The sequence below is a fragment of the Pseudalkalibacillus sp. JSM 102089 genome (genome assembly GCF_041366475.1).
GTDB classification, from domain to species: Bacteria; Bacillota; Bacilli; order Bacillales; family Guptibacillaceae; genus Guptibacillus; species Guptibacillus hwajinpoensis_B.
Genome location: NZ_JBEWYW010000004.1, coordinates 332414 through 357398 on the forward strand (window position 1 = coordinate 332414; position 24985 = coordinate 357398).

The 24985-nt window shown below is 39.9% G+C and carries 27 protein-coding genes; 26 read left to right on the top strand and 1 reads right to left on the bottom strand.

The genetic code is table 11. The features are described 5' to 3' along the window. Positions 1-150: 150 nt before the first annotated feature. The 23 genes from ABVF21_RS12380 to spo0A all read left to right on the top strand — a co-directional run bounded on the left by ABVF21_RS12380 (position 151) and on the right by spo0A (position 20222). On the top strand, positions 151-411 hold the full coding sequence (locus ABVF21_RS12380) for a DUF2619 domain-containing protein (RefSeq protein ID WP_371018271.1): 261 nt from the start codon (positions 151-153) through the stop codon (positions 409-411). A 76-nt stretch (positions 412-487) separates the two neighbouring features. Next, positions 488-1423 carry a stage III sporulation protein AA gene (gene spoIIIAA / locus ABVF21_RS12385; RefSeq protein WP_303530697.1) on the top strand — a complete coding sequence of 312 codons (936 nt, stop codon included), beginning with the start codon at positions 488-490 and terminating at the stop codon, positions 1421-1423. Between the two features lies 1 nt (position 1424). Further along, complete coding sequence (gene spoIIIAB, locus ABVF21_RS12390) at positions 1425-1937, top strand: stage III sporulation protein SpoIIIAB (protein ID WP_194222114.1); 513 nt, start codon at positions 1425-1427, stop codon at positions 1935-1937. A gap of 19 nt (positions 1938-1956) precedes the next feature. Further along, complete coding sequence (spoIIIAC, locus tag ABVF21_RS12395) at positions 1957-2163, top strand: stage III sporulation protein AC (protein WP_048308951.1); 207 nt, start codon at positions 1957-1959, stop codon at positions 2161-2163. 12 nt (positions 2164-2175) lie between these two features. Continuing rightward, the gene (gene spoIIIAD, locus ABVF21_RS12400) at positions 2176-2565 is read left to right on the top strand and encodes a stage III sporulation protein AD (RefSeq protein WP_194222342.1); all 390 of its coding nucleotides are present in this window, start codon (positions 2176-2178) and stop codon (positions 2563-2565) included. Positions 2566-2589: 24 nt separating this feature from the next. Beyond that, positions 2590-3771 carry a stage III sporulation protein AE gene (gene spoIIIAE / locus ABVF21_RS12405; RefSeq protein WP_371018282.1) on the top strand — a complete coding sequence of 394 codons (1182 nt, stop codon included), beginning with the start codon at positions 2590-2592 and terminating at the stop codon, positions 3769-3771. A gap of 10 nt (positions 3772-3781) precedes the next feature. After that, positions 3782-4387: a stage III sporulation protein AF gene (spoIIIAF, locus tag ABVF21_RS12410; RefSeq protein ID WP_303530700.1), complete on the top strand. Its 606-nt coding sequence runs from the start codon at positions 3782-3784 to the stop codon at positions 4385-4387. Between the two features lie 5 nt (positions 4388-4392). Then, entirely contained in the window at positions 4393-5031 is a 639-nt protein-coding gene (spoIIIAG, locus tag ABVF21_RS12415) for a stage III sporulation protein AG (RefSeq protein ID WP_194222112.1), read from the top strand. Next, positions 5032-5589, top strand: a complete 558-nt coding sequence (locus tag ABVF21_RS12420) for a SpoIIIAH-like family protein (RefSeq protein ID WP_303530701.1) — start codon at positions 5032-5034, stop codon at positions 5587-5589. Positions 5590-6030: 441 nt separating this feature from the next. Beyond that, the gene (accB, locus tag ABVF21_RS12425; protein ID WP_303530702.1) at positions 6031-6519 is read left to right on the top strand and encodes an acetyl-CoA carboxylase biotin carboxyl carrier protein; all 489 of its coding nucleotides are present in this window, start codon (positions 6031-6033) and stop codon (positions 6517-6519) included. 11 nt (positions 6520-6530) lie between these two features. Next, entirely contained in the window at positions 6531-7898 is a 1368-nt protein-coding gene (gene accC, locus ABVF21_RS12430) for an acetyl-CoA carboxylase biotin carboxylase subunit (RefSeq protein ID WP_226614152.1), read from the top strand. 10 nt (positions 7899-7908) lie between these two features. Beyond that, the gene (locus tag ABVF21_RS12435; RefSeq protein WP_194222108.1) at positions 7909-8304 is read left to right on the top strand and encodes an Asp23/Gls24 family envelope stress response protein; all 396 of its coding nucleotides are present in this window, start codon (positions 7909-7911) and stop codon (positions 8302-8304) included. 127 nt (positions 8305-8431) lie between these two features. Beyond that, positions 8432-8818 carry a transcription antitermination factor NusB gene (gene nusB, locus ABVF21_RS12440; RefSeq protein WP_371018272.1) on the top strand — a complete coding sequence of 129 codons (387 nt, stop codon included), beginning with the start codon at positions 8432-8434 and terminating at the stop codon, positions 8816-8818. A gap of 21 nt (positions 8819-8839) precedes the next feature. Further along, positions 8840-10198 (top strand): exodeoxyribonuclease VII large subunit, encoded by a 1359-nt coding sequence (gene xseA, locus ABVF21_RS12445; RefSeq protein ID WP_303530704.1) that lies wholly within the window; start codon positions 8840-8842, stop codon positions 10196-10198. Next, entirely contained in the window at positions 10185-10421 is a 237-nt protein-coding gene (locus ABVF21_RS12450) for an exodeoxyribonuclease VII small subunit (protein ID WP_194222105.1), read from the top strand. Before xseA ends, ABVF21_RS12450 begins: the two co-directional genes overlap by 14 nt. A gap of 20 nt (positions 10422-10441) precedes the next feature. After that, positions 10442-11299: a polyprenyl synthetase family protein gene (locus ABVF21_RS12455; RefSeq protein WP_303531127.1), complete on the top strand. Its 858-nt coding sequence runs from the start codon at positions 10442-10444 to the stop codon at positions 11297-11299. 768 nt (positions 11300-12067) lie between these two features. Further along, entirely contained in the window at positions 12068-12676 is a 609-nt protein-coding gene (locus ABVF21_RS12460; protein ID WP_303530705.1) for a hypothetical protein, read from the top strand. An 18-nt stretch (positions 12677-12694) separates the two neighbouring features. Then, entirely contained in the window at positions 12695-14587 is a 1893-nt protein-coding gene (gene dxs / locus ABVF21_RS12465) for a 1-deoxy-D-xylulose-5-phosphate synthase (RefSeq protein WP_194222103.1), read from the top strand. 6 nt (positions 14588-14593) lie between these two features. Continuing rightward, entirely contained in the window at positions 14594-15400 is an 807-nt protein-coding gene (locus tag ABVF21_RS12470) for a TlyA family RNA methyltransferase (RefSeq protein ID WP_303530706.1), read from the top strand. A 179-nt stretch (positions 15401-15579) separates the two neighbouring features. Further along, positions 15580-16029: a transcriptional regulator AhrC/ArgR gene (gene ahrC / locus ABVF21_RS12475; protein ID WP_098444159.1), complete on the top strand. Its 450-nt coding sequence runs from the start codon at positions 15580-15582 to the stop codon at positions 16027-16029. Between the two features lie 35 nt (positions 16030-16064). Next, the gene (gene recN, locus ABVF21_RS12480) at positions 16065-17759 is read left to right on the top strand and encodes a DNA repair protein RecN (RefSeq protein WP_226614138.1); all 1695 of its coding nucleotides are present in this window, start codon (positions 16065-16067) and stop codon (positions 17757-17759) included. Between the two features lie 124 nt (positions 17760-17883). Next, entirely contained in the window at positions 17884-19179 is a 1296-nt protein-coding gene (gene spoIVB, locus ABVF21_RS12485) for a SpoIVB peptidase (RefSeq protein WP_303530710.1), read from the top strand. 242 nt (positions 19180-19421) lie between these two features. Further along, positions 19422-20222: a sporulation transcription factor Spo0A gene (gene spo0A / locus ABVF21_RS12490; RefSeq protein WP_371018273.1), complete on the top strand. Its 801-nt coding sequence runs from the start codon at positions 19422-19424 to the stop codon at positions 20220-20222. 63 nt (positions 20223-20285) lie between these two features. Here the strand turns inward: spo0A and ABVF21_RS12495 are convergent, their stop codons facing one another. Continuing rightward, a complete protein-coding gene (locus tag ABVF21_RS12495) occupies positions 20286-20525 on the bottom strand; it encodes a DUF2627 domain-containing protein (RefSeq protein WP_226614134.1) in 240 nt (79 codons plus the stop codon). 238 nt (positions 20526-20763) lie between these two features. Between ABVF21_RS12495 and ABVF21_RS12500 the strand changes: the two genes are divergently transcribed. The 3 genes from ABVF21_RS12500 (at position 20764) to bcd (ending at position 24973) form a co-directional block, all read left to right on the top strand. Continuing rightward, positions 20764-22830: a sigma 54-interacting transcriptional regulator gene (locus ABVF21_RS12500; protein WP_371018274.1), complete on the top strand. Its 2067-nt coding sequence runs from the start codon at positions 20764-20766 to the stop codon at positions 22828-22830. A 118-nt stretch (positions 22831-22948) separates the two neighbouring features. Beyond that, positions 22949-23845: a phosphate butyryltransferase gene (yqiS, locus tag ABVF21_RS12505; RefSeq protein WP_194222097.1), complete on the top strand. Its 897-nt coding sequence runs from the start codon at positions 22949-22951 to the stop codon at positions 23843-23845. Between the two features lie 30 nt (positions 23846-23875). Beyond that, complete coding sequence (bcd, locus tag ABVF21_RS12510; RefSeq protein ID WP_194222096.1) at positions 23876-24973, top strand: branched-chain amino acid dehydrogenase; 1098 nt, start codon at positions 23876-23878, stop codon at positions 24971-24973. The last annotated feature ends 12 nt before the right edge of the window (positions 24974-24985 follow it).

The window sequence follows — 24985 nt, forward strand, 5'->3', positions numbered from 1 at the left end:
AAATACAACAATCTAGCTAACATACTATTTGCCTCAGGTGCATGATGAAGCTGATTTCTCAATAATGAATTGAGTTATATGATTTACGAACTTCTTCTGAAAATCATAAATTCATCATAAGTTGTACAAACAATTTGTGGGAGGCTAGAGATGATTCATTCCGTTCTTGTCATGGGAGTGCTTCGAATACTTTCTGGTGTGATTGAGCTTACAGCAGCGATTCTCATTCTTTTTATTCAGGATCTAAGAACAGCCATGATGATTAATGCCATTCTCGCTATAGTTGGGCCAATTATTTTAATAGTTACCATGTCAGTGGGGTTGATTGGTCTAGCAGGTGATCTATCAATTATGAAAATTATTTTTATCATGATAGGGGTTGCCTTTATTTTAATTGGAACCCTTTCATAGATTTAGTAGAGACATAATTTAATCAAGGCAGGAATAGTAGTGTAGGGAGAAACAAGCTTAGAGAGGGGGGACATTCTTGGAAGAAGTTCTTCGCGTGCTTCCGGAAAATGTACAAAAAATTTTGAATCAGTATTCAATTGTTGAAAGATCGACGATTGAAGAAATTCGAATGCGTATTAACCGTCCACTTGAGATCATGATCAACGGGAAGCCGGATTTTCCTCTCTTAAATGGCCAGGGTTATTTTATTTCAAAAGATGATGGTCTACAAATGATAAATAAGCTAAGTCACTACTCTCTCTATGCTCTGGAAGAAGAACTTAAAAAAGGTTTTGTAACGATTGAGGGAGGGCATCGTGTAGGCCTCGCAGGGAAGGTTATTACACTAAATGGACATGTCAAAGCCATTAGAGATATTGCTTCATTTAATGTGAGAATTGCGAAGCAAAAGCTTGGAATAGCTATACCGCTAGTATCATATCTATATGCTGGAAGGTGGATGAATACGATTATATTAGGGCCACCTCAGTCTGGTAAAACGACAATGCTTCGTGATTTAACTCGACTTATGGCTGAAGGAGATGAATTAAGAAGGATTCCATCAGCAAAGGTAGGCGTTGTCGATGAGCGCTCAGAAATAGCTGGATGTGTACAGGGGATCCCTCAACATCGATTGGGAGACCGTGTTGATGTACTCGACGCGTGTCCAAAAGCGGAAGGAATGATGATGATGATTCGCTCCATGAGTCCAGAAATACTGATTGTAGATGAAATTGGACGAAAAGAAGACAGTGAAGCGATTATCGAAGCAATAAATGCTGGGATTAATCTCGTAGTGACAGTCCATGGGACGAAATTGGATGATTTAAACCGTAGGCCAAGTATGGAGGGGTTATTAAAGTCGGGGTGCTTTGATCGTATCGTCGAACTGTCGCGAGAAGATGGTCCAGGAACAATTAGTGCGATTAAAGATAAAACCGGTAAGGAAATTCGACGTAAAAAGGTGATCTAGCATGAAGTTACTAGGTGCAGTGCTCATTATTATGGCAAGCACATGGGCAGGTGTGGAATGGTCTAGGACAGTTAGTGAACGGTCACGCCAATTACGTCAGTTGAAGGCGGCATTACAGTCACTAGAAGCAGAGATTGTTTACGGAATGACACCTTTAAGCGTTGCTTGTAGTCATATATGTAGACAGGTTGGTCATCCTGTATCGTGGTTTTTTGATTCATTTAGGAGGAAGCTTGAGGCAGGCCATGCTACTGCGTATGAAGCATGGATTGAAAGTATGGAGGAAGTTTGGAAATACACTGCCTTTAAAAATGAGGAAAAAGAAGTGATGAAGCAATTAGGCGCTACCATTGGTCAGCATGATCGAGAACATGAGCAAAAGCAACTGAAGCTGGCATTAATTCACTTAGAGAGAGAAGAAAGTGAAGCGAGAGATAATCAGATGAAATATGAAAGAATGTTTAAAAGCCTTGGTGTACTTGGCGGTATTCTTCTTGTCATACTTTTGATTTAGTCATTGGGAGGAAGCGTAGATGAATCATGATGTGAATACGATTTTTCAAATAGCTGGTATTGGTATTATCGTTGCCATGCTTCATACAATCTTAAAGCAAATGGGAAAAGAGGAATACGCGCACTGGGTCACTTTAATAGGATTTATTGTTGTCCTTTATATGGTCATTACAATTATAGATGATCTTTTTCAGAAAATACGAGGAGTCTTCCTTTTTCAAGGGTAGGGGGTGACTGCGATTGATATTTTACAAATAGTCGGCTTAGGATTAATCGCTACCTTCCTAGTTATTGTGGTCAAAGAGCAAAAGCCTGTGTTTGCCTTCACGATTACGGTTTTCACAGGCGCTTTAATTTTTCTCTACTTAATAGGAGAAATTCAACACATTATTCGAATGCTTGAAAGCCTTGCAGCAAAAGCGAATGTTGAAATCGTGTATGTGGAAACGGTTTTAAAAATTATCGGAATCGCTTATATAGCAGAATTCGGTGCGCAAATTGTAAGAGACGCGGGTCAAGGAGCAATTGCATCGAAAATTGAACTTGCTGGTAAGTTGTTGATTCTTGCTATGGCAATTCCAATCTTAACGTTAATCATAGAAACAGTACTGAAATTATTACCATCATAAGAGGGGGAGAGGGACATGCCTCACATGAAAAAAATGCTGTTGATGCTGCTATTCCTCTGCTTTTCTCTTATGTTTTTTGAATCTACAGTAGTCGCAAAAGGGGAAGAAGAGCCTCTTTCAAGTCAATTTGTAGACAAGCAGTTAAATACGCTTGGTTTACAAGAAATACAAGATTATTGGGATGAAGTCATTGAGGAATACGGGGGTTTTTTACCTGAAAGTCAGAAAGGCTCATTTATGGAATTCATTAAAGGAGAAAAGCAGATATCTTTAAAAGCGTATTTTATTGGCCTACTAAAGTTTCTCTTCCATGAACTGCTTGTGCATGGAAAGCTTCTTGGGAGTCTGATCCTTCTTACAATCTTTAGTATCCTTCTGCAGAACATGCAAAATGCATTTGAACATAAAGCAGTTAGTACAGTAGCGTATGGCATTATTTATATGGTTTTAATTATCTTGGCACTAAATAGCTTTCATGTTGCGATTCAGTATACAGAAGATGCTATAGCTAACATGATGGGATTCTTACTTGCATTAATACCATTGCTTTTAGCTTTAATGGCATCTGTGGGTGGAGTAGCTTCTGTTGCTTTCTTTCATCCGATCGTCTTGTTTCTTGTAAATACTGGTGGATTACTTATTCAGAAGTTTGTACTTCCGATGCTCTTTCTATCAGCGGTCCTCGCTATAGTAAGTACTATCAGTGAGCAGTACAAGGTTACCCAGCTTTCTAATTTATTACGAAATGTAGCGATAGGAACTCTTGGCGTTTTCTTTGCGGTTTTTTTAGGGGTTATTTCAGTACAAGGTGCGACAACTGCGGTAGCGGATGGCGTTACGATACGTGCTGCGAAATTTGTAACGGGTAACTTTATCCCAGTCGTTGGTCGGATGTTTACAGATGCCACCGATACGGTGTTAAGCGCCTCTGTGTTATTAAAAAACACGGTGGGCTTGGCTGGAGTTGTCATCCTCTTAATGATTTGCGCTTTTCCGGCGCTAAAAGTGTTATCACTAGTACTAATCTATAATATTGCTGCAGCGGTGATTCAACCATTGGGCGGTGGTCCAATTATTCAATCTCTAAATGTTATATCAAAAAGCATTTTGTTCATATTTGCGGCCCTTGCTATTGTTTCATTGATGTTCTTTCTTGCTGTAACGATTATTATAGCATCTGGCAATATTACGTTAATGGTGCGTTAGGAGGTGTCGTGTGGATATTATTACAGGATGGATTACAAATATTATTGTGTTAATCCTTCTAGCAACAGTGCTAGAACTATTGCTACCAAATTCAAATATGCAGCGTTATGTAAAGATGGTTATAGGTTTAATGTTAATGGCGGTTATTTTATCTCCTATACTCACGATTTTCACAAAAGACTTTGATGCCATGCTCCGAACAGTAACGCTCACTGACTCAACTCAAAAGGCAAATATGGAAAATCAGATAGAATCGAAGAAAAGTGAAATACAAGCATCCAATGCTGCATATATTGAAGAACAAATGGCTGTCCAAATGAAAAGCCAGGTAGAAAAGGAGTTGAGGGACCAGTTTAACCTCGAAATCACAAGCGTTAGTCTTCAGTTAAAGAATCTTGATGGGGAAAAGGATATTGATCAAATTGCAGTAACAGTAAATGAAGCAGGAGCAGAAAAATCTGTTCAGGAAGTGGATGCCGTATCCGTATCAATTGATATTCAAGAGGAAGAGTTCGAAGAAACGGATACTCTCTCACGTAAGGTTGCATATTTTCTTGCAGATGAGTGGGAATTGTATCCAAAACAAGTTGGAGTTCAGGTGAAAGGAGGAGAGTAGGGAACGTGGATGAAAAACCAACTAGCTGGCTTGATCAATTGAAGAAGCCTAAAAAGAAAAAGGGAATCCCGTTATTATATTTGATTATTGCTGCGGGGATTGGCGTTATCTTCATGTTTTCCGGGAGTTTTTTCCAGTCACCTGAACAAGTCCAGGAAGTGTTTTCAGAGCAGGCGGGCTCCAAGGATAGTGAACCGACCTTTAGTCAAAAAAAGTCCAATCCGTCGTCTATGGCTGAATACGAGAATGTATACGAAACACAGCTGAAAGAAGCTTTAGATGAAGTGGCAGGAGTTTCTGATGCCACAGTTATTGTGAATTTAGATTCTACAGAAGAAAAAATCGTTGAGAAGAACAGCACTTCTACTGATAAATATACGGATGAATCTCCAAATGATGGAGGTTCAAGAAAGATTGAAGAACAGTCAAGTGAAGAACAAGTTGTCGTCATTCAAAATGACAACGGCCAGGAGCCTATCATTGTTAGTACGAAGAAGCCTGTCGTACGAGGAGTTGTAGTGGTAGCAGTTGGAGCAGAGAATATGGAAGTAAAGAAAATGATCGTGGATGCAGTAACAAGACTGCTAGACGTCAAGAGTCACCGTGTCATGGTGCTTCCGAAAAAATTAAAGGGGGAATCCTAAATGGTTTTGAAAAAGCAAACAGTGTGGTTACTAACGATGTTAAGTTTAATCATTGTCTTATCAGCCTATTATATTATGACTCCTGGAACTGATAATGTAGCGTTTGTAGGGGATCAGGAGCAGAGTGGTGAGGAAAGTAAAGGAGAAGAGGCAAAAGAAACGAACGCAGAAGAAGGAGATGCTGTTTCTTCAAGTGTTTCAAGTGAGGAAGGATTTGCATCCATAAGACTTGAGATTCAAGAACAACGAGATGCAGCGATTGAAGACTATACGGCAGTTATTGCAAGCGAAGCATCTGCTGACCTTAGAAATGAGGCACATGAGCAACGTCAAGAATTGATGGCATTATCTCAAAAAGAATCTGTATTGGAAAATGTGATAAAGTCAGAAGGGTATAGCGATGCGGTAGTTTATACGCTAGATGATGATAAAGTAAGAGTTATTGTTAAAGCAGATCAACTCTCGAATGAAGAAGCCAACAACATTATGGTACTAGCAGAAGAACAACTAGGAGAAGGCCATAGAATAGCGGTTGAATTTCAGGCTGCAGCAAAGTAAAGATGGAGTTCACTCCATCTTTTTTGTTTTGATCCATTTATGCTCTGAAAGTATTGTGAAAAGAGTTTCATTCAGAAAGAGCGGTTATTGAGAAATAAACAATAGTAGATAAAATACCAAATTTATAAAGTGAGCGTATATAGATAATCTCCACAATAATTTTATGGGTGAAAACGCTTTCTAGGTTTGTTACCCTTATTATAGGTCGGTGTGCAAAGATGTCTTCTACCAAGTAAACTGAAGATATGATATGATGAATAGGCTTAGGACCTGCTTTTATATAATGGTCTTAATTATGAGGTTTGATTTGTTAGATGAAATGCTGGAGATACTAATACACATCTTTATTATGCTATAATTGCTATAGGTTGGAGCGTGTCTTCTGCACAGAATAACCTCCTAAATACTAAATTTGAAAAAAGATGACAGGGAGTGGAAGTCTTGTTAAAAGTTCAAGAAATTCGCGAATTGATCAAACTTATTGATCAATCAAGCATTGATGAATTCGAATACGAAAATGATGGGTCTAAAATTGTATTAAAGAAAAACGACGTACAATATGCTGAAGCACCGGTACAGCAGCCTGTTCAGCAGCCCGTTGCACAACAGGTGCCTGAGCCAGTGAAGCAAGTGGCGTCTTCTTCAAAAGAGCAAGCTACTGAAGAACCTAAAGAAGAGAAACAGGATGAATCATTACATAAGATAGAATCCCCAATGGTGGGAACGTTCTATGCTCGTCCAAATCCAGAGTCAGACCTTTATGTGAAAACAGGAGAAAAAGTTTCGGAAGATAGCGTAGTCTGCATCATTGAAGCAATGAAGCTTTTTAATGAAATAGAAGCAGAGGTAAATGGAGAAATCGTAGAAATGCTAGTTGAAGATGGTCAGCTGGTTGAATACGGACAGCCTCTGTTTTTAGTGAAAGCATAGGTGATGATAGTATGGAGATTAAGAAAGTACTTGTAGCTAACCGCGGAGAGATAGCAGTTAGAATTATACGAGCTTGTGAAGAGCTCGGAATAGAAACAGTGGCCGTATATTCCCAGGCAGATAAAGATGCGCTTCATGTTAGACTTGCTGATGAAGCTTATTGTATCGGACCCACAGCAGCAAAAGACAGCTATTTAAATTTTACAAACATCATGAGTATTGCTACTGTGACAGGGGTTGACGCCATTCATCCCGGATATGGTTTTCTAGCTGAAAATGCCGATTTTGCTGAACTTTGTAGAGAATGCAATGTGACGTTTGTTGGTCCTAGTCCTGAAGCTATTAATCGCATGGGGACGAAAGACGTTGCTAGAACGACAATGAAGGAAGCTGGAGTTCCGATTGTACCTGGCTCTGAAGGGATTATTAAAGATGCTGATGAGGCAGTAGCTCTTGCGAACGAAATGGGTTATCCCGTCATTATTAAAGCGACTGCTGGCGGTGGTGGTAAAGGAATCCGCATTGCTAAGGATGAGAATGAATTAGTAAAAGGAATCAATATTACGCAACAAGAAGCCTCTACCGCATTTGGTAATCCTGGGGTTTACATTGAAAAGTTTATTGAAGACTTCCGACATGTAGAGATCCAGGTTCTTGCAGATAATCATGGGAATGCAATCCATCTAGGTGAGCGTGATTGTTCTATCCAAAGGCGTTTACAAAAGCTAGTGGAAGAAACCCCTTCTCCAGCTCTTGACGCAACAATCAGAAAGAAAATGGGAGATGCGGCAGTGCGAGCTGCTCAAGCCGTTCAATATTCTGGTGCAGGAACTGTGGAGTTTATTTTTGAGCCAACAGGGAATTTTTATTTTATGGAAATGAATACGCGCATTCAAGTTGAGCACCCTGTGACTGAGATGGTAACGGGTATTGACTTAATTAAGGAACAAATCCGAGCAGCTTCTGATGAAGAACTCCGATACAAACAAGAAGATGTGACGTTTAAAGGATGGGCGATTGAGTGTCGTATCAACGCAGAAGATCCTGACAAAAAGTTTATGCCATCCCCTGGTAAGGTTGAAATGTACCTGCCGCCGGGTGGATTTGGAGTTCGAGTTGATTCAGCTGTTTATCCAGGGTATGATATTTTACCTTTTTATGATTCAATGGTTGCAAAGCTGATTACTTATGCTGATACTCGAGAAGAAGCTATCGCTAGAATGAAGCGAGCACTGGGGGAATTTGTCGTTGAAGGAGTTAAAACGACTATTCCGTTCCATATGCGCCTTATGAATCATGAGAAATTTGTAAGCGGCGATTTCAATACAAAGTTTCTTGAGAAATATGATTTAACAGAGCAATCAATGAATTCTAAGTGAGGTGTTCAGAATGAATGAACTTCAATCATTTGAAATGGAAGAGCACGATACTGGTCTTGGAAAAGTAGAGATTTCACCTGAAGTTATCGAAGTCATTGGAAGTATTGCAGCTTCTGAAGTTGATGGTGTAGCAGAGATGAGAGGGAATTTCGCCTCTGGTGTTGTAGAACGCTTTGGGCGAAAGGATCATCGAAAAGGCGTCAAGGTGGAACTTGATGAAGATGGGATCATCCTAGATGCCTATGTGGTGGTAAGCTATGGTTTATCCATTCCGGAAGTATGTGAGAAGGTTCAGGAAAATATCCGTCAGGCCCTTCTTACAATGACTGCTCTAGAAATCAGTGCCGTCAACGTGAGTGTTGTAGGCATTACATTTGATAAAAAAGAACCAGAGAACGAAGAATAAGCAGCGGGGATTGTCCCCCTGCTTTTTTGTTTGTGAAAACAATCGGACATTGCAAAACCTGTATTTGTCCTCTACAGTATGCTATTATTTATTGGTATAGCAATATTAGCGTAAAGGGAGTATAGCAATGAAAAGAAGACATGCAAGAGAAAAAGCCATCCAGGTATTGTTTCAAATAGATGTAACAGACACCGATCCACGTGAGGCTCTTCAACACGTTTTAAATGAGGAAGAAGGTGACGAGTTTCTATCTGAGCTTGTCTTCGGAACGCTTGAGAACCTCGAAAGAATTGATGAAGTCATTAAAGAAAATCTTGTGAACTGGACATTTAATCGGATCGGAAATGTTGACCGTTCAGTACTACGCATGGCTTCTTATGAAATGGTAGTCAGAGATGATATACCCGTTAACGTTAGTTTAAATGAAGCCGTTGAACTTGCGAAGTTATTCGGTGGAGAAGAATCAGGGCGTTTTGTGAATGGTGTCCTCTCTAAGATCATCCAAAAAAGGTAATTTAAGTAGGAGGGGATAGTTGTGAAAGCGGATCGCTATATATCGGTAACGGCGCTTACGAGACATGTTAAGCGAATGATTGATAATGAACCTGCACTGCAAGATGTCTGGTTGCGTGGCGAATTATCCAATGTGAAGCTTCACAATCGAGGACATCTTTACTTTACAGTTAAAGATGATAAATCACGTGTTCAGGCTGTCATGTTTGCAGGAAATAATCGGCATATGAAATTTAAACCCGAAAGCGGAATGAAAGTACTGATCCGTGGAGAAATATCTGTGTTTGAGCCGTATGGCCAATATCAGCTCTATGCAAAAGAAATGCAACCTGATGGAATTGGTAATCTGTATTTAGCTTACGAAGAGTTGAAACGAAAACTCGAAATTGAAGGATTGTTTTCTGATAACCTCAAACAGCAAATTCCACGCTATCCTACAGAAATTGGCGTTATTACTTCCCCTACTGGAGCGGCCATTCGAGATATTTTCACAACAATTAAAAGACGGTATCCAGCTGCGCGAATTACGGTTTTTCCCGTTCTCGTGCAGGGAAATCGTGCTAAGGGATCGATTGTTCAAGCCATAGAGATGGCGAATGCGATGAAAATGATTGATGTGCTGATTGTGGGGCGTGGCGGTGGATCTATTGAAGAACTATGGGCATTTAATGAAGAAGAAGTCGCAAGAAGTATTGCTTGGTCGCACGTACCGATTATTTCTGCGGTAGGCCATGAAACGGATTTTACGATTGCGGATTTCGTTGCTGACTTAAGAGCGCCGACACCAACTGGTGCTGCTGAATTAGCAGTCCCTAGTGTAGTGGAATTGAAAGAGCGAGTTGATCAAAGAGTACATAGACTCAAGAGAGTAATGCAAGAAAAACTTGTCTCCGATCGAGATCGGCTGTCAAACCTCCAAAAGTCTTATGCTTTTCGCTATCCAGATCAACTATTGAAGCAAAAGGAACAAGAGCTTGATTTACAAGTTGAGCGATTGCAGAGAAATATGAAGCGGTTATTGTCGTATACAAAAGAACAAGTCGATCGAAACCATAAGCAATTAAAAAAGCAGCACCCCCAAAAACTTCTAAGAGAAGCGAGTCAAGAACTTGTAGAGCTCAAGAATTCTTTGAATAAGGAAATGCAACGTGTTTTAGTTGGAAAACAAAGTGATTTCTCACTTGCTGCTGGGAAATTGAATGCATTAAGCCCATTGAAAGTAATGGAGCGGGGGTATAGCCTTGCATATAAAGAAGAAGAACTCATTAAGTCTGTTAGTCAGGTCCAACCTGGAGATGTTCTTAAACTTGAAATGACAGATGGAAAAATTGATTGCCATGTATGGGGATTAGAGGAGAGTGATTCGAATGGAGAAAAATGAGAACGTCACATTTGAAGAAGCAATGGAAAAGTTAGAACAAATCGTAGGGGCCTTAGAAGAAGGAAACGTTCCTCTTGAAAAAGCTATTTCACTCTTTCAAGAGGGGATGAACTTATCAAACATCTGTCATGAAAAACTGCAATCCGTTGAAGGGAAAATGGATCAAATTGTTGAGGAAAACGGTGAAATCAAGCGTTTTTCTGTGCAGGAGGATGAAGCGTGATCCAAGATCTTAGCTCTTATATGAATGATTGTAAAAAACTGCTTGATCAAGAACTGCCTTCATATATTAATCATCTTGAAATGCCAGAATCACTAAAAGAAGCGATGTTGTATTCGATTCATGCGGGAGGGAAGCGGATCCGCCCGATATTAATGCTTGCTACTGTAGAAGCATTTGGCGAATCAATTGATCAAGCAATTCCCGTTGCCTGTGCTGTAGAAATGATTCATACGTATTCGCTAATTCATGATGATTTGCCGGCTATGGACAATGATGATTTACGTCGAGGAAAACCTACAAACCACATCGTTTACGGCGAAGCGGTGGCTATTCTTGCCGGTGATGCCCTTTTAACCCAAAGTTTTGAACTTATTGCAGACTCCAATTTAACGAGCGAGCAAAAAGTAGAGCTTATTAAGTTATTGTCTCATGCTGCTGGACCTTCGGGTATGGTTGGGGGGCAAATGGCAGATTTGGATGGTGAAAAACAAGCATTAACGTTAGAACAACTTGAGTATATTCATCATCATAAGACTGGGAAGCTTCTTATGTTTTCCATTATGGCAGGGGCGATTATTGGAAATGCTTCGCCACTTCAACGAGAACATCTCCAAGCATTCGGTGAGCACATCGGGTTATCTTTCCAAATAAGTGATGATATCCTCGATGTTGAAGGAGATGAAGGCAAGATTGGTAAACAGCCAGGAAGTGATGAGAATAACGAGAAAAGCACATATCCTAAGCTTTTGTCCTTAAAGGGCGCTAAAGAAAAATTAAAGCATCATTTTGATGAGGGATTATCTCACCTTTCTGCCGCTAACATAAAGGAAAATAGATTAAGGTCGATTGCAAAGTTTATTGTAGAGCGTGATCATTAACATATAATTGAGCATAATCATAACCTGTGGTATAATAAGTTAAGATTGAGTGGTGCAGTATTCTAGTCAGTTCGCCATTTCTGAAGGCGGGCCTAAAAATCCGCCATAGGGCACATCGATGAAGTTCCTGGTGTTGGCTTGAGTCGCCCAGACTTGGGTCGATGCTGGGAGTTAAGGTCGCAGGGCGATCCACAAAGGCATGTGGGCGTTGACCCTGCTTCCGCGGAGGCCCATTCTTGTAGTAGAGCGGTTAACGCTGCCTGCTATGAATTGGGGTATGAACCTGTTGCAGCTGCATGGGAACGCAGTTGAACAGCGTAGCCTGCCTTGAGTGGAGCTAGAGGGGATTATGGATTATTGGAAATTTGCAGCTCGGCCGGCCGCTTTTTTCCTACCACCCATATGAAATCTGCTCTGCAAAAGAGGCTAGGAAATGTGTGGAACTGTTGAGGAAAACTCCTAGACTGTTCCGAGTGACACTTAAAGGGGATTATAGTGCGGACTAAGTGGTAATCCAGTCTAGCGCATGGTGACTACGCTAAGATAGATGTAAAGGGAAACCGCCTGAATGGCGACGTTCAGGTATCTATCTGGGAAAACCTACTGGACCTAAGCCGCAGTCTTTACTCTTTAAGTGACCACTCTTCGATACATATGAGTAATGGGGTGTTCAACTGACAGGGAACAGGGGGAAACGAACTGACCCCATGAATTCCTGCCAGCTGGATACCTATTTTTATGTGATTATATAATGGACAAGGAGTAGATATGAAAGCTTCCGTATCAAAATCCATAAACTGGAGTTTAGCTATTGCCGTTATCACACTTGTGTTAGCGGCTATTTTTTCAATTATATCGACGGCTGTATTAAGTGGTGTATCTTGGGCGATTGGTATGATAGTAGTATTATTAATCGTTCTAATTGGTATTTTCTTTGATACAATTGGTGTTGCTTCAACAGCAGCAAATGAGGTACCCTTCCACGCTATGGCTGCTGAACGCCTAACCGGGGCGAAGCATGCAATTTTTGTTACACGTAACGCAGATCGCGTAGCAAGCTTCTGTAATGATGTAATTGGTGATATTTCGGGTATTATAAGTGGTACAGCCTCCGCAACCGTTGTCGTACAATTAACACTTCAACTTGGACATAGCGATGGATCTTTGTTTCAATATATAGTATCAGTAGTATTTACCAGCGTCATAGCTGCGTTGACGGTCGGAGGAAAAGCGCTCGGAAAAACGTTTGCGATCCATTTTTCTACTGGAATCATTTTCCAAGTAGGTCGGTTCTTATATTATGTAGAAAAAACATTTAAAATTAAAATGGTAGACAACCAATCCAAAAAGAAAAAGGGAAACCGTAAATCGAAATAAGAAGGGGAGGACATTCCCATGGATTTAGAAAAGATTGAGAATCCTAAGTTTCTCAAAAATTATGATATCAATGAAATGACCGAGCTTGCAGAAGAAGTTAGAAGTTTTTTAATTAATAAATTGTCTGAAACTGGTGGACATCTTGGTCCTAACCTTGGTGTGGTTGAACTGACTATTGTTCTTCACAAAATTTATGATAGTCCAAAAGATAAATTTATCTGGGATGTAGGACACCAAGCATACGTTCATAAAATTCTGACAGGACGAGCTTCTAGATTTGATACTTTGCGAAAATACAAAGGTCTTTGTGGATTCCCTAAGCGAAATGAGAGTGAGCATGACGTTTGGGAAACTGGTCATAGTTCTACATCATTATCTGCGGCGATGGGTATGGCTGCTGCTCGTGATATGAAAGGAAGCGACGAGAGTGTTGTTGCGATCATAGGGGATGGCGCATTAACAGGTGGAATGGCCTTAGAAGCGCTCAACCATATTGGTCATGAGCAGAAAGATATGCTAGTGATCTTAAATGATAACGAAATGTCGATTGCTCCTAACGTTGGCGCACTTCATAATATTCTAGGAAAACTTCGTACAGCAGGTAAATATCATAAAGCGAAAGAAGAGCTTGAATATTTGCTTAAGAAAATCCCTGCTTTCGGTGGCGCGCTTGCATCGACTGCTGAGCGTGTTAAAGATGCTCTGAAATATCTATTGGTGTCTGGCATTTTCTTTGAAGAACTTGGATTTACCTACCTTGGACCAGTAGATGGGCATGACGTTGAAGCTCTAATGGAGAATATTAAGTACGCTAAGAAAACAAAAGGGCCTGTCCTTATCCATGTATTAACAAAAAAAGGAAAAGGTTATCAACCGGCTGAAAGCGATCAAATCGGTGTATGGCACGGAGTGAGTCCTTATAAAATCGAAGCTGGTGAACAGATTAAACCGAAAGTTGCTGCCCCAGGCTACAGCAAGGTAGTAAGTGAAACAGTACGGAAGCTCGCTGAAAAAGATGATCGCATTTCTGTTATTACGCCAGCTATGACAGTTGGTTCAAAATGGGAAGCGTTCGAAAAGCAATTTCCAGAAAGACTTTTTGATGTAGGAATTGCAGAACAGCATGCTACAACGATGGCTGCCGGACTTGCTACACAAAATCTCAAGCCTGTCTTATCCATCTACTCCACGTTTCTCCAAAGAGCCTATGATCAGCTTGTTCACGACGTGTGCAGGCAGAATTTAAACGTTTTTCTTGCAGTTGATCGTTCTGGTCTTGTCGGAGCAGACGGGGAAACACATCAGGGAGTATTCGATATCTCGTTCCTTCGTCATTTACCGAACATGGTCTTAATGATGGCTAAAGATGAGAATGAATTGCAACATATGGTGAATACTGGAATGAAGTATAATCAAGGACCGATTGCAGTTCGGTATCCGCGAGGAAATGGCATCGGTACGAAGATGGATAAAGACTTAAAAGAAATTCCAATTGGTACTTGGGAAGTGATTCGCGAAGGAACAGATGTCGCACTCCTCTCTTTTGGTCCTACGCTTCAAGACCTTTTGAAAGCTGCAGAGAAGCTTGAACAAGAAGGCATCTCAGCTCGAGTAATTAATGCTCGTTTTATTAAGCCTCTTGATGAGAAAATGATGGCTGAACTTATGCAAGAAGGAATTCCGATGTTAACAGTGGAGGAAGCGATTCTTCAAGGTGGATTTGGTAGTGCTATACTTGAATATGTGAATGACAGCGGTTATCAACACGGTACAATTCAAAGAATGGGCATACCAGATGCATATATTGAACACGGCAGTGTCAATGAACTATTAAAAGAAATCGGCTTAACTCCAGATGATATTGTTGCGAAAGCTAAGAAAATAATTCCAGCAAAACAAAAGAGGGCATAAAAGAGAATGGCTAAGAAGGAAAGACTTGATGTAATCCTTGTGAATCGTGGACTAATCGATACAAGAGAAAAAGCAAAAAGAGCGATCATGGCTGGTCTTGTATTTTCGGAAACAGAAAGAATGGACAAGCCGGGTGTGAAAGTAGCAGAAGACATTAGTTTACAAATAAAAGGTGATACGCTTCGATATGTTGGACGCGGTGGTTTAAAACTTGAGAAGGCGATTAATGTCTTCTCTCTTCTCATCGAAAACAAAGTTGTATTGGATATCGGCTCATCTACAGGTGGGTTTACGGATTGCGCGCTGCAAAATGGTGCCTCACTCGTGTATGCACTTGATGTTGGATATAATCAATTAGCTTGGAAATTACGTGTAGATGACCGAGTAGTTGTTAAAGAAAGAACAAATTTTAGATATGCAGAGAAAGCAGACTTTGAACAGGGGTTGCCAGATATTGCCACCATAGATGTCTCCTTTATTTCCTTAAAATTGATTTTGCCAGTTCTTAAGCAGATCCTAAAAGAAAATGGAGAAGTGATTGCACTTGTAAAACCTCAATTCGAAGCTGGAAGAGGAGAAGTTGGGAAAAAAGGAATCGTACGTGATAAAAAAATTCACTTACGTGTACTAAAAGAAATGATGGACTTCGCGACTAAAGAAGGCTACCAGATCAAAGGCATCTCTTTTTCTCCAATAACCGGTGGTGAAGGAAATATCGAATTTTTATTATACTTGGGCTGGCAGCAGGATATGGTTAACGAAACCATTCCAACGCCTGAAGAAGTTGTAGAAGAAGCGCATCAAAAGTTATAGAGGATACACGCTGTGTGTCCTTTTTCTCGTTCGTCACTGTACAAGAGAAGTTTATTCGTATTTAGTCCAGAAAATATCTTTTTACGAGTGAATATTTATGAGGGTCTATACAAAAGAGAAGCGTGGCTATATAATAAGGCTGTCAGATTTTACTTACCGGAACTTCTGGAGGTTATACAATGAATAAAGGACAACGTCATATCAAAATTCGTGAAATGATTGCCAATCAAGATGTTGAAACACAAGATGAACTGGTGTATTGCCTGAAGAGCGCTGGCTTTAATGTAACTCAAGCCACTGTTTCACGGGATATTAAAGAACTTCATCTTGTTAAAGTGCCAACTATTGATGGTAGATACAAATACAGTCTTCCTGCAGATCAGCGCTTTAATCCACTTCAGAAATTGAAGAGAACATTAACAGATGCATTTATTAGCATAGATCATGCGGATCATCTTATCGTTATGAAAACGCTTCCTGGTAATGCGAACGCGATTGGTGCGCTAATAGATAATTTAGACTGGGAAGAAATCATGGGTAACATTAGCGGAGATGATACTATATTAATCATTTGCAAAAGTGCCGATGCTGCACCTATGTTATCGCAACGCTTTATTGACATGCTTTAGGGAAATGAAAGAGGATCTTTTGAAGGTGGGAGAATATGTTAGCGGAACTATCCATTCGTAATTTTGCGATCATAGAAGCGATCACCGTTTCATTCGATCGTGGATTAACAGTCCTTACTGGAGAAACGGGCGCAGGTAAATCCATTATCATAGATGCCATTGGACTTTTAGTTGGTGGGAGAGGTTCTGCTGAATTCGTTCGTTATGGAACAAAAAAAGCAGAAATCGAAGGGTTGTTTCACATTGAACCTGAGCATCCAACAGTTCAAAAGCTTGAGGACGTTGGGATCGAGTTTACTGATAATATGGTCGTATTGCGACGTGATATCTCAAATACTGGTAAGAGCATTTGTCGAGTCAATGGAAAGTTAGTCACACTCGGGATTTTAAGGGAAATTGGTCAAACACTTATTGATATACATGGGCAGCATGAACACCAAGATTTGATGCAATCAGACAAACATTTAACGCTGCTCGATCAATTTGGTGACCGTGCTATTAGTCCGGCATTAGTGGAATATCGAGATATTTTTCAAAGATACAAGAAAATTCAGCAGCAGATGAAGAACCTGACAGAAAACGAACAACAGATGGCACATAGATTAGATTTAATTCAATACCAACTTGAAGAAATTTCAAAAGCGGAATTATCTCCAAATGAAGATGAAGAATTAATGGAAGAGAAGCTACGTCTTGGCAATTTTGAGAAATTATTTTCTGCTCTTCAAGATGTCTATCATTCTCTGCATGGAGATAATAAAGGATTAGACTGGGTAGGACTTGCGATGGCGCAACTTGAATCAGTAACTGATCTTGATGAGGAATTACAAGGATACCACGAAGAAGTAGCTAATCAATTTTATCTGCTTGAAGAAACGGCTGGAAAGTTAAATACATATCGAGATCAACTTGAATTTGATCCTGCTCGTCTAGATTTTGTAGAAGAGCGCCTTAATGAAATTCAGGTGCTCAAAAGGAAATACGGTGAATCGGTAGAAGAAATTTTGGAATACGCTGCTTCAATTGAAGATGAAGTCGATGAACTTGTAAATAGAGAAGACCGCGTAGAAGAGCTTGAATCCAATTTAAAAGGTATTAAAGCGGACCTGACCGTAGAAGCGGAAAACCTTACAAGACTTCGTAAAAAGGTCGCCAGTGATCTTGTAGAGGCGATCCATCATGAACTTAGAGATTTATATATGGGAAAGACAGAATTTGCTATTCATTTTAATGACTTAAATAATAAAAAAGAATCCTTTCACAGATCAGGACAAGATGATATTGATTTTATGATCTCTACAAATCCAGGTGAGCCGCTTAAAGAACTTTCAAAAACAGCATCTGGCGGTGAATTATCACGTATAATGCTAGCGTTAAAATCCATCTTTTCAAAACACCAGGGAATAACCTCTATTATTTTTGATGAGGTTGATACAGGCGTTAGTGGAAGAGTTGCTCAAGCGATGGCTGAGAAGATTCAGCGCCTTTCTTCTGGTTCTCAAGTTCTTGTTATTACACATCTTCCTCAGGTTGCCGCAATGGCTGACCATCACCTTTATATTTCTAAAGAAGAAACGGGTGAAGGACGAACAAAGACAAGTGTTGGTAATTTAAGTGATGAAGAACAAATTGAAGAACTTGGAAGAATGATATCTGGCGCTGAAATGACAGAGCTAACAAAGAAACATGCGAGAGAATTATTGCATCAAGCGAACCAAATAAAATCATGATTTGAAATGCTATCCAACTCAGGGTAGCATTTTCATTTTTAGAGGTTATAATAACCGCGACTCAAGGCAAAATTATAGATACAGCCATGTTGGAGGTGTGAGCAAGAGCGAGGAGAGTGAAGGATTGAAGATAGAGATGTTTCGTAAATTGTTAGGCGTAGTTCTCCTTGGTTTTTTAATTGCACTTGGTTTTTCAAAGCCGGTACAATTATTTTTAACTATCCCAGACGAGATTATCATGTTCGAAGGAGATCAAACCAGGATCTCATCTGTAATACCTGCTGTTGCTTCGCTAGGAAGTACAGAAGTGGCAAGCCTAGATCAGCAGCAAAGCAACCTTACGATAAACGGCAAAAAAAGTGGTTCTGATATTCTGGATTTAACGGTAGGAGATTTCCCAGTCAAAAAAGTTGGCGTGAAAGTTCTTCCTGATTTTAAGGTTATACCTGGAGGACAGTCTATAGGAGTTAAATTAAACACACGTGGGGTGTTAGTAGTTGGCCACCATTTAATTCATACAAATGAGGGAGATCGTTCTCCGGGAGAAATAGCAGATATACAAGTTGGCGATATTATTACTAAGATCAATGGTCAAGCCGTTAAGAAAATGAGTGACATTGGAACAATTGTTAAGAAAGCCGGTAGCGACGGTAATGCACTGAAAGTTACAATCGTGAGAGAAAATGAAGAATTAAGTAAGAAGCTGATTCCGGTGAAAGATAAACAAAATGAATCATACCGGATTGGATTATATATACGTGATTCTGCAGCTGGAGTTGGAACATTAACATTTTACCATCCTAATACAAAGAAGTATGGTGCACTCGGACACGTTATATCTGATATGGATACAAAAAAGCCAATTGTAGTAAACCATGGAGAAATTTATCCATCATCTGTCACTTCTATTGAAAAAGGGAGCAATGGACATCCGGGTGAGAAGCTAGCTAGGTTTTCTAATAAGGCGCAAAAACTTGGAACGATTACACGCAACAGTCCATTTGGAATCTTTGGAGAAATGAATGATGAAGTCAAAAAAGGCATGTATGACCAACCAATGCCTATTGCGCTTTCTCACCAAGTGAAGGAAGGTCCTGCCAAAATACTAACAGTGGTTAAAGGTAGTGAAGTAAAAGAATACGATGTAGAAGTGATCAGTTCAATACCACAGAAGTTTCCAGCGACAAAAGGAATGGTTATTAAGGTAACGGATCCTGAACTATTAAAAGAAACAGGTGGAATTGTACAGGGAATGAGTGGAAGTCCGATTATTCAAGAGGGAAAAGTAATCGGTGCAGTCACCCATGTGTTCGTCAATGATTCCACTTCAGGCTATGGTGTTCACATTGAATGGATGTTAGAAGAGGCTGGGATTAATATTTATGAAGAAAGTCGTCATGAGAAGCGAACAGCGAGCTAAAAAAAGCTCACTGTTCGCTTTCTTTCGTTTTTCAACCATGATATACTGTGGATGAAGAAAATTCGACAAAATTGAAAGAGTATTCAGAAAAAAGAGTAACGTGTAGTAAATTGGAGAATAGCTAAGAATTATGCGGAATAAATATTGTTTTTAAAAGTTTTTAGAAATTTTAGAGGAAATTTACCAAATCCGTTGAATGTCTATACTACGGTAACCAAACTTGTGGAAGGAGAGACGGAACCGTGCAAAAAATAAAAGTATGTTTAGCTGATGACAATCGCGAATTAGTTAATTTGATTGAGGAATATATGTCACGACAGGAGGATATGGAGGTGGTCGGAACCGCTTCCAATGGTCAGGAGTGCTTGGAAGTGCTTGAAGATCACGAGCCTGATGTACTTGTTCTAGATATTATCATGCCTCATCTCGATGGCCTAGCAGTTCTGGAACGCTTACGTGAAATGAATTACACTTGTAGCGTTATTATGCTTACTGCGTTCGGACAAGAAGATGTAACCAAAAAAGCTGTGGACCTTGGAGCATCCTACTTTATTTTGAAGCCGTTTGATATGGATAATTTGGCAAGCCATGTGAGGCAGGTAAGTGGTAAGAAAACAACGTTTACCACAAATGGCGGATCATACAAACGCACGCAACGAGAAAACAGACCAAGAAACCTTGATGCAAGTATCACTAGTATCATTCATGAAATTGGTGTTCCTGCACATATTAAAGGTTACATGTATTTGAGAGAAGCGATCACGATGGTTTACAATGATATTGAATTACTTGGATCTATTACGAAGGTCTTGTATCCAGATATCGCAAAGAAGTTTAATACAACCTCTTCAAGAGTTGAGCGGGCTATTCGTCATGCAATTGAAGTAGCATGGAGTCGAGGGAATGTGGAGTCTATTTCCAATCTGTTTGGTTATACTGTAAGCATGTCAAAAGCAAAACCAACAAATAGTGAATTCATTGCGATGGTTGCCGATAAGCTTCGCATTGAGCATAATATGGATAATTATTCTCATAGCAGGTAAAGTGCACTATTAAATAATTTATAGCAAAAAAACAAAGCCCGACATCAAAAGGGCTTTGTTTTTTTATTGTTTCTTTGAAGAAAATTTTTGCTGTACTTTATTTCGCTTACGATCACGATAAAAGATAAACCCACCAACAAAAGAAAGACCGGCTATAAGAAAGACTAGACCGAGAATGAATTGAACAATAAGAGAAGTAAATGGTGGGTTAAGTACACCGAAAAGAACGTCTCTCATTAATTTAATACCGATTACTCCTAAAATCCCTGGAATTAATACGATAAGTAAAGCGATTAACCTCATTACCCGCGCACCCTTTCTAGACATCGCTACTGTTATTGTAGCGAACTCTGAATAAAGTGTCTATGCGTGTTTGTACCGGATTTTGTTACGACGGCATTGAGAAATACTAAATGGATAATCAACACGATAAGTTAACATAGTCAAAAAAAGTGAACCATGCATGATTTGTCAAAATAAGAAAAGAGATGTATGATAGGTATGAAATATATTGCATGTATAGGATGCAGGTGATGAATATTTGCGAACATGTATGATTGTAGGTGCCGGAAAAGGCGGGGTAGCACTTTTGGATATCTTACAAGAGACTGAGATGATGAATGTTATTGCAATGGTTGATTGTAATTTAGATGCGCCTGGTATTCTTAAAGCTCGTCAAAGCGGAATTGCTGTTTTTGACAATTGGAAAGTTGCACTAAAGCGTTTTGAAATCGATGTCATTGTTGAAGCTACTGGAAATGAGACCGTTTTTGAAGAGATTAGAGACATGCGAGAGAAGCATACTGTATTGATTCCGGGTTCAGTTGCTAACATCGTTCTTAAGTTAATTGAAGAAAAAGAAGATTTAATTGATACTTTACGTCATCAATCCAAACAGCAGGAAATCATTCTTGATTCTACTCATGACGGTATGATTGCGGTCAATATAAATGAAGAAGTGACGTTATTTAATCGGAGTGCTGAGAAAATTACCGGAATTTCCAAAACACATGCTGGTGGAAAAATAATTGGGTCTCTCATGGCCTCTAGCATGTTGCCTCGAGTTTTATCTTCCGGCCAGCCGGAAATTAATCAAGAGCAACTACTTCCAAATGGGAAAAAAATTATTACGACACGAATCCCGATGTTTGATGATGAAGGCAGGCGAATTGGCGCATTAGCGGTTTTTAAAGACATGACAGCTATTGAGCAAATGGCACAGGAAGTTACTAACTTAAAAAGCGTGCAGTCAATGCTTGAAGCCATTATTCAATCATCTGATGAAGCGATTTCTGTTGTTGATGAACAAGGGAAAGGTCTAATGATCAATCCGGCTTATACGAGGTTAACGGGTCTTGAACATGACCAAGTTATTGGCAAGCCGGCGAGTACAGATATATCTGAAGGTGAAAGCATGCATATGCGTGTATTGAGGACTAGGAAGCCTGTACGTGGTGTTCAGATGAAGGTTGGACCGAGTAAGAGAGAAGTTGTTGTTAATGTTTCTCCGGTTATTGTCGATGGCAGATTGAAGGGCAGTGTAGGCGTCATTCACGATATTTCAGAACTTCATTCATTGAATAGTCAACTGCAGAGAGCAAGACAAATTATTCGAACGCTTGAAGCGAAATATTCATTTGAAGATATTATAGGGAAATCAGAAGAAATGACGTTTTCTGTCCAGCAAGCAAAGCTTGCAGCCTCTACACCAGCAACCGTGCTCCTTCGTGGAGAATCTGGGACTGGGAAAGAACTATTTGCACATGCCATACATAATGCCAGTGATCGTAAGTACAACAAGTTTGTTAGAGTAAACTGTGCGGCTATTTCAGAATCACTATTTGAAAGTGAACTTTTTGGCTATGAGGACGGTGCGTTTTCAGGCGCCCGTCAAGGAGGGAAACGAGGATTTTTTGAAGAAGCGAATGGTGGAAGTATTTTTCTTGATGAAATTGGAGAGGTGTCATTAGGTACACAGGCGAAGCTCCTTCGCGTTCTTCAGGAACGTGAAATTGTTCGAGTGGGTGGAGCGAAGCCGGTTTCTATCAATGTAAGAATTATTGCAGCCACCAATGCAAAACTTGAAAAAAGAATAATCGATGGTTCATTTAGGGAAGATTTATACTATCGATTAAATCGTTTACCGATCCAAATCCCTCCACTAAGACAACGCAAAGAAGATATTGCTTCACTTGCTGAGCATCTTCTTACAAAAATTAACCAAGATTATGGAAGAAACGTTGAGGGGATTACATCATCAGCTATTGATTATTTAAAAAGCTATGATTGGCCTGGAAACGTTAGAGAATTTGAAAATGTACTTGGTAGAATTGTTATTCATATGGATACATCTGAAACCATGATTGACCTTGAACATCTTCCGTCCTTATTAAGCGAAAAGAAAGACGCTGATTTATTGTCGGTAGAACGTACCCCTGACAAAATGCTATCCCAGTTAGTTGATGAATTTGAGAGGAAAACGATTCAGCAAACTCTTGAGCATTACGGTGGGAATAAAACTGCCACGGCAAAGGCGTTAGGAGTGTCACTTCGAAATTTGTATTATAAAATGGAGAAACACGAAATTGAAAAATCTAGCATGCAATAATTTGCATGTATTGCAATTTATTGCATAGTTCAATTACCGCGAATCCTTGTTGCGTCAACAAGTGAGAATTGGCATGGAACTTGCATAATAGTATGATGGCGTAAAAGGAGGGACATCAATGAATTTAGATCAACTTGTGAAGAAGGTAGCGGAACAGCCGACTAAAACAGTTGCGCTTGCCTCAGCGGCAGATCAAGAAGTGATTGAAGCAGTTCATAAAGCCATTGACAAACAACTTGCTTCATTCATCCTTTACGGAGATCAGAACGAAATCGAGCAAATGTTGGACGATCACGGATTATCTCAATCAACATTTATCAAGGTTGTACAAGCTCGATCAGACCAAGAGGCTTCGAGAGCTGCTGTGATGGCGGTTAGAAATGGAGAAGCCGATGTGTTAATGAAAGGAATGGTCTCCACTTCGGTTATTTTAAAAGAAGTTTTAAATAAAGAATATGGGTTACGAAAAGGAAAAGTACTTTCTCACATAGCTGCGTTTGACGTTCAGGGATACGAACGCCTGATCTTCGTGACAGACTCAGGTATGAATATTGCCCCGGATTTAACGCAAAAGGTTGAAATTGTTAAAAACGCTGTATATATTGCGAAAAGCATTGGTGTCACATTACCTAAAGTTGTACCGCTTGCCGCGGTAGAAGTGGTCAATCCTGCTATGCAGGCGACGCTTGATGCATCAGCACTTACACAAATGAACAATAGAGGTCAAATTGCTGATTGTATCATTGATGGACCACTTGCACTAGATAATGCTATTTCTGTCGAGGCAGCTGAGCATAAAGGGATAAAGAGTGAAGTTGCAGGAAAAGCAGATATTCTTCTTGTTCCTTCAATTGAAGTGGGGAATGCACTATATAAATCACTCGTTTATTTTGCAAATGCAAAAGTTGGTGGAGTTATTGCAGGTGCAAAGGCGCCAATTGTTTTAACTTCTCGAGCAGATAGTGCACAAAGTAAAGTTTATAGTATCGCGCTTGCGGTTAGTTCAGCTAAATAAATTTTTATGAAAACAGAGAGGGAGATTTAAATGGAACTTTTTACTTATATGGAGAAATATGATTACGAACAAGTGGTAGTTTGTCAGGATAAAGCTTCAGGATTAAAAGCGATTATCGCCATTCATGATACAACACTAGGACCAGCTCTAGGTGGTACAAGAATGTGGACATATGCTTCCGAAGAAGCGGCATTTGAAGATGCTCTTCGTCTTGCAAAAGGGATGACTTACAAAAATGCTGCGGCTGGCTTGAATCTTGGAGGGGGGAAAACTGTTATTATTGGTGACCCTCGCAAAGACAAAAACGAAGCAATGTTCCGTGCGTTCGGTCGTTACATTCAGGGTCTAAATGGTCGTTATATTACTGCAGAAGACGTAGGTACGACAGTTCAAGATATGGATATGATCCACGAAGAGACAGAGTATGTAACGGGTATTTCACCGGCATTTGGTTCTTCTGGTAACCCTTCTCCTGTAACAGCATACGGTGTTTATGTTGGAATGAAGGCAGCTGCAAAAGAAGCATTCGGTACCGATTCGTTAGAAGGTAAAACAGTAGCAGTTCAGGGTGTTGGGAATGTTGCATATAACCTTTGCAAACATCTTCACGAAGAAGGAGCTTCACTTGTAGTCACTGACATTAACAAAGAATCTGTTGATCGTGCAGTTGCTGATTTTGGAGCGAAAGCAGTCGATCCGGACGATATTTACGAAGTAGAGTGCGACATTTTCGCTCCTTGTGCACTTGGTGCCATTATTAATGACGAGACTATAGGGAAAATTAAAGCAAAAGTTATTGCAGGAGCGGCCAACAACCAGCTTCGCGAAACGTCTCATGGTGATCAGATTCACGAAATGGGTATCGTTTATGCACCGGACTATGTAATTAACGCAGGTGGCGTTATTAACGTTGCTGATGAGCTTTATGGTTATAATCGCGATCGCGCTATGAAACGTGTTGATGGCATTTATGACACCATTGCGAAAGTCATTGAAATCTCTAAACGCGATGGTATTCCTACTTATGCAGCAGCTGACCGCCTTGCTGAAGAAAGAATTGAGCAAATGAAGCAATCAAGAAGCCAATTCTTAATGAATTCTCAGCACATTCTAGGTCATCGCAGATAAACGGAGGGTTTC

Coding starts and splice junctions, on each gene's coding strand:
- ABVF21_RS12450 (WP_194222105.1), top strand. CDS start 10,185: ATGGAGAAAAATGAGAACGTCACATTTGAAGAAGCAATGGAAAAGTTA.
- recN (WP_226614138.1), top strand. CDS start 16,065: ATGTTAGCGGAACTATCCATTCGTAATTTTGCGATCATAGAAGCGATC.
- spoIIIAB (WP_194222114.1), top strand. CDS start 1,425: ATGAAGTTACTAGGTGCAGTGCTCATTATTATGGCAAGCACATGGGCA.
- dxs (WP_194222103.1), top strand. CDS start 12,695: ATGGATTTAGAAAAGATTGAGAATCCTAAGTTTCTCAAAAATTATGAT.
- nusB (WP_371018272.1), top strand. CDS start 8,432: ATGAAAAGAAGACATGCAAGAGAAAAAGCCATCCAGGTATTGTTTCAA.
- spoIIIAE (WP_371018282.1), top strand. CDS start 2,590: ATGAAAAAAATGCTGTTGATGCTGCTATTCCTCTGCTTTTCTCTTATG.
- ABVF21_RS12435 (WP_194222108.1), top strand. CDS start 7,909: ATGAATGAACTTCAATCATTTGAAATGGAAGAGCACGATACTGGTCTT.
- ABVF21_RS12455 (WP_303531127.1), top strand. CDS start 10,442: ATGAATGATTGTAAAAAACTGCTTGATCAAGAACTGCCTTCATATATT.
- spoIIIAC (WP_048308951.1), top strand. CDS start 1,957: ATGAATCATGATGTGAATACGATTTTTCAAATAGCTGGTATTGGTATT.
- ABVF21_RS12460 (WP_303530705.1), top strand. CDS start 12,068: ATGAAAGCTTCCGTATCAAAATCCATAAACTGGAGTTTAGCTATTGCC.
- yqiS (WP_194222097.1), top strand. CDS start 22,949: ATGAATTTAGATCAACTTGTGAAGAAGGTAGCGGAACAGCCGACTAAA.
- ahrC (WP_098444159.1), top strand. CDS start 15,580: ATGAATAAAGGACAACGTCATATCAAAATTCGTGAAATGATTGCCAAT.
- ABVF21_RS12495 (WP_226614134.1), bottom strand. CDS start 20,525: ATGAGGTTAATCGCTTTACTTATCGTATTAATTCCAGGGATTTTAGGA.
- ABVF21_RS12470 (WP_303530706.1), top strand. CDS start 14,594: ATGGCTAAGAAGGAAAGACTTGATGTAATCCTTGTGAATCGTGGACTA.
- ABVF21_RS12380 (WP_371018271.1), top strand. CDS start 151: ATGATTCATTCCGTTCTTGTCATGGGAGTGCTTCGAATACTTTCTGGT.
- bcd (WP_194222096.1), top strand. CDS start 23,876: ATGGAACTTTTTACTTATATGGAGAAATATGATTACGAACAAGTGGTA.
- accC (WP_226614152.1), top strand. CDS start 6,531: ATGGAGATTAAGAAAGTACTTGTAGCTAACCGCGGAGAGATAGCAGTT.
- ABVF21_RS12420 (WP_303530701.1), top strand. CDS start 5,032: ATGGTTTTGAAAAAGCAAACAGTGTGGTTACTAACGATGTTAAGTTTA.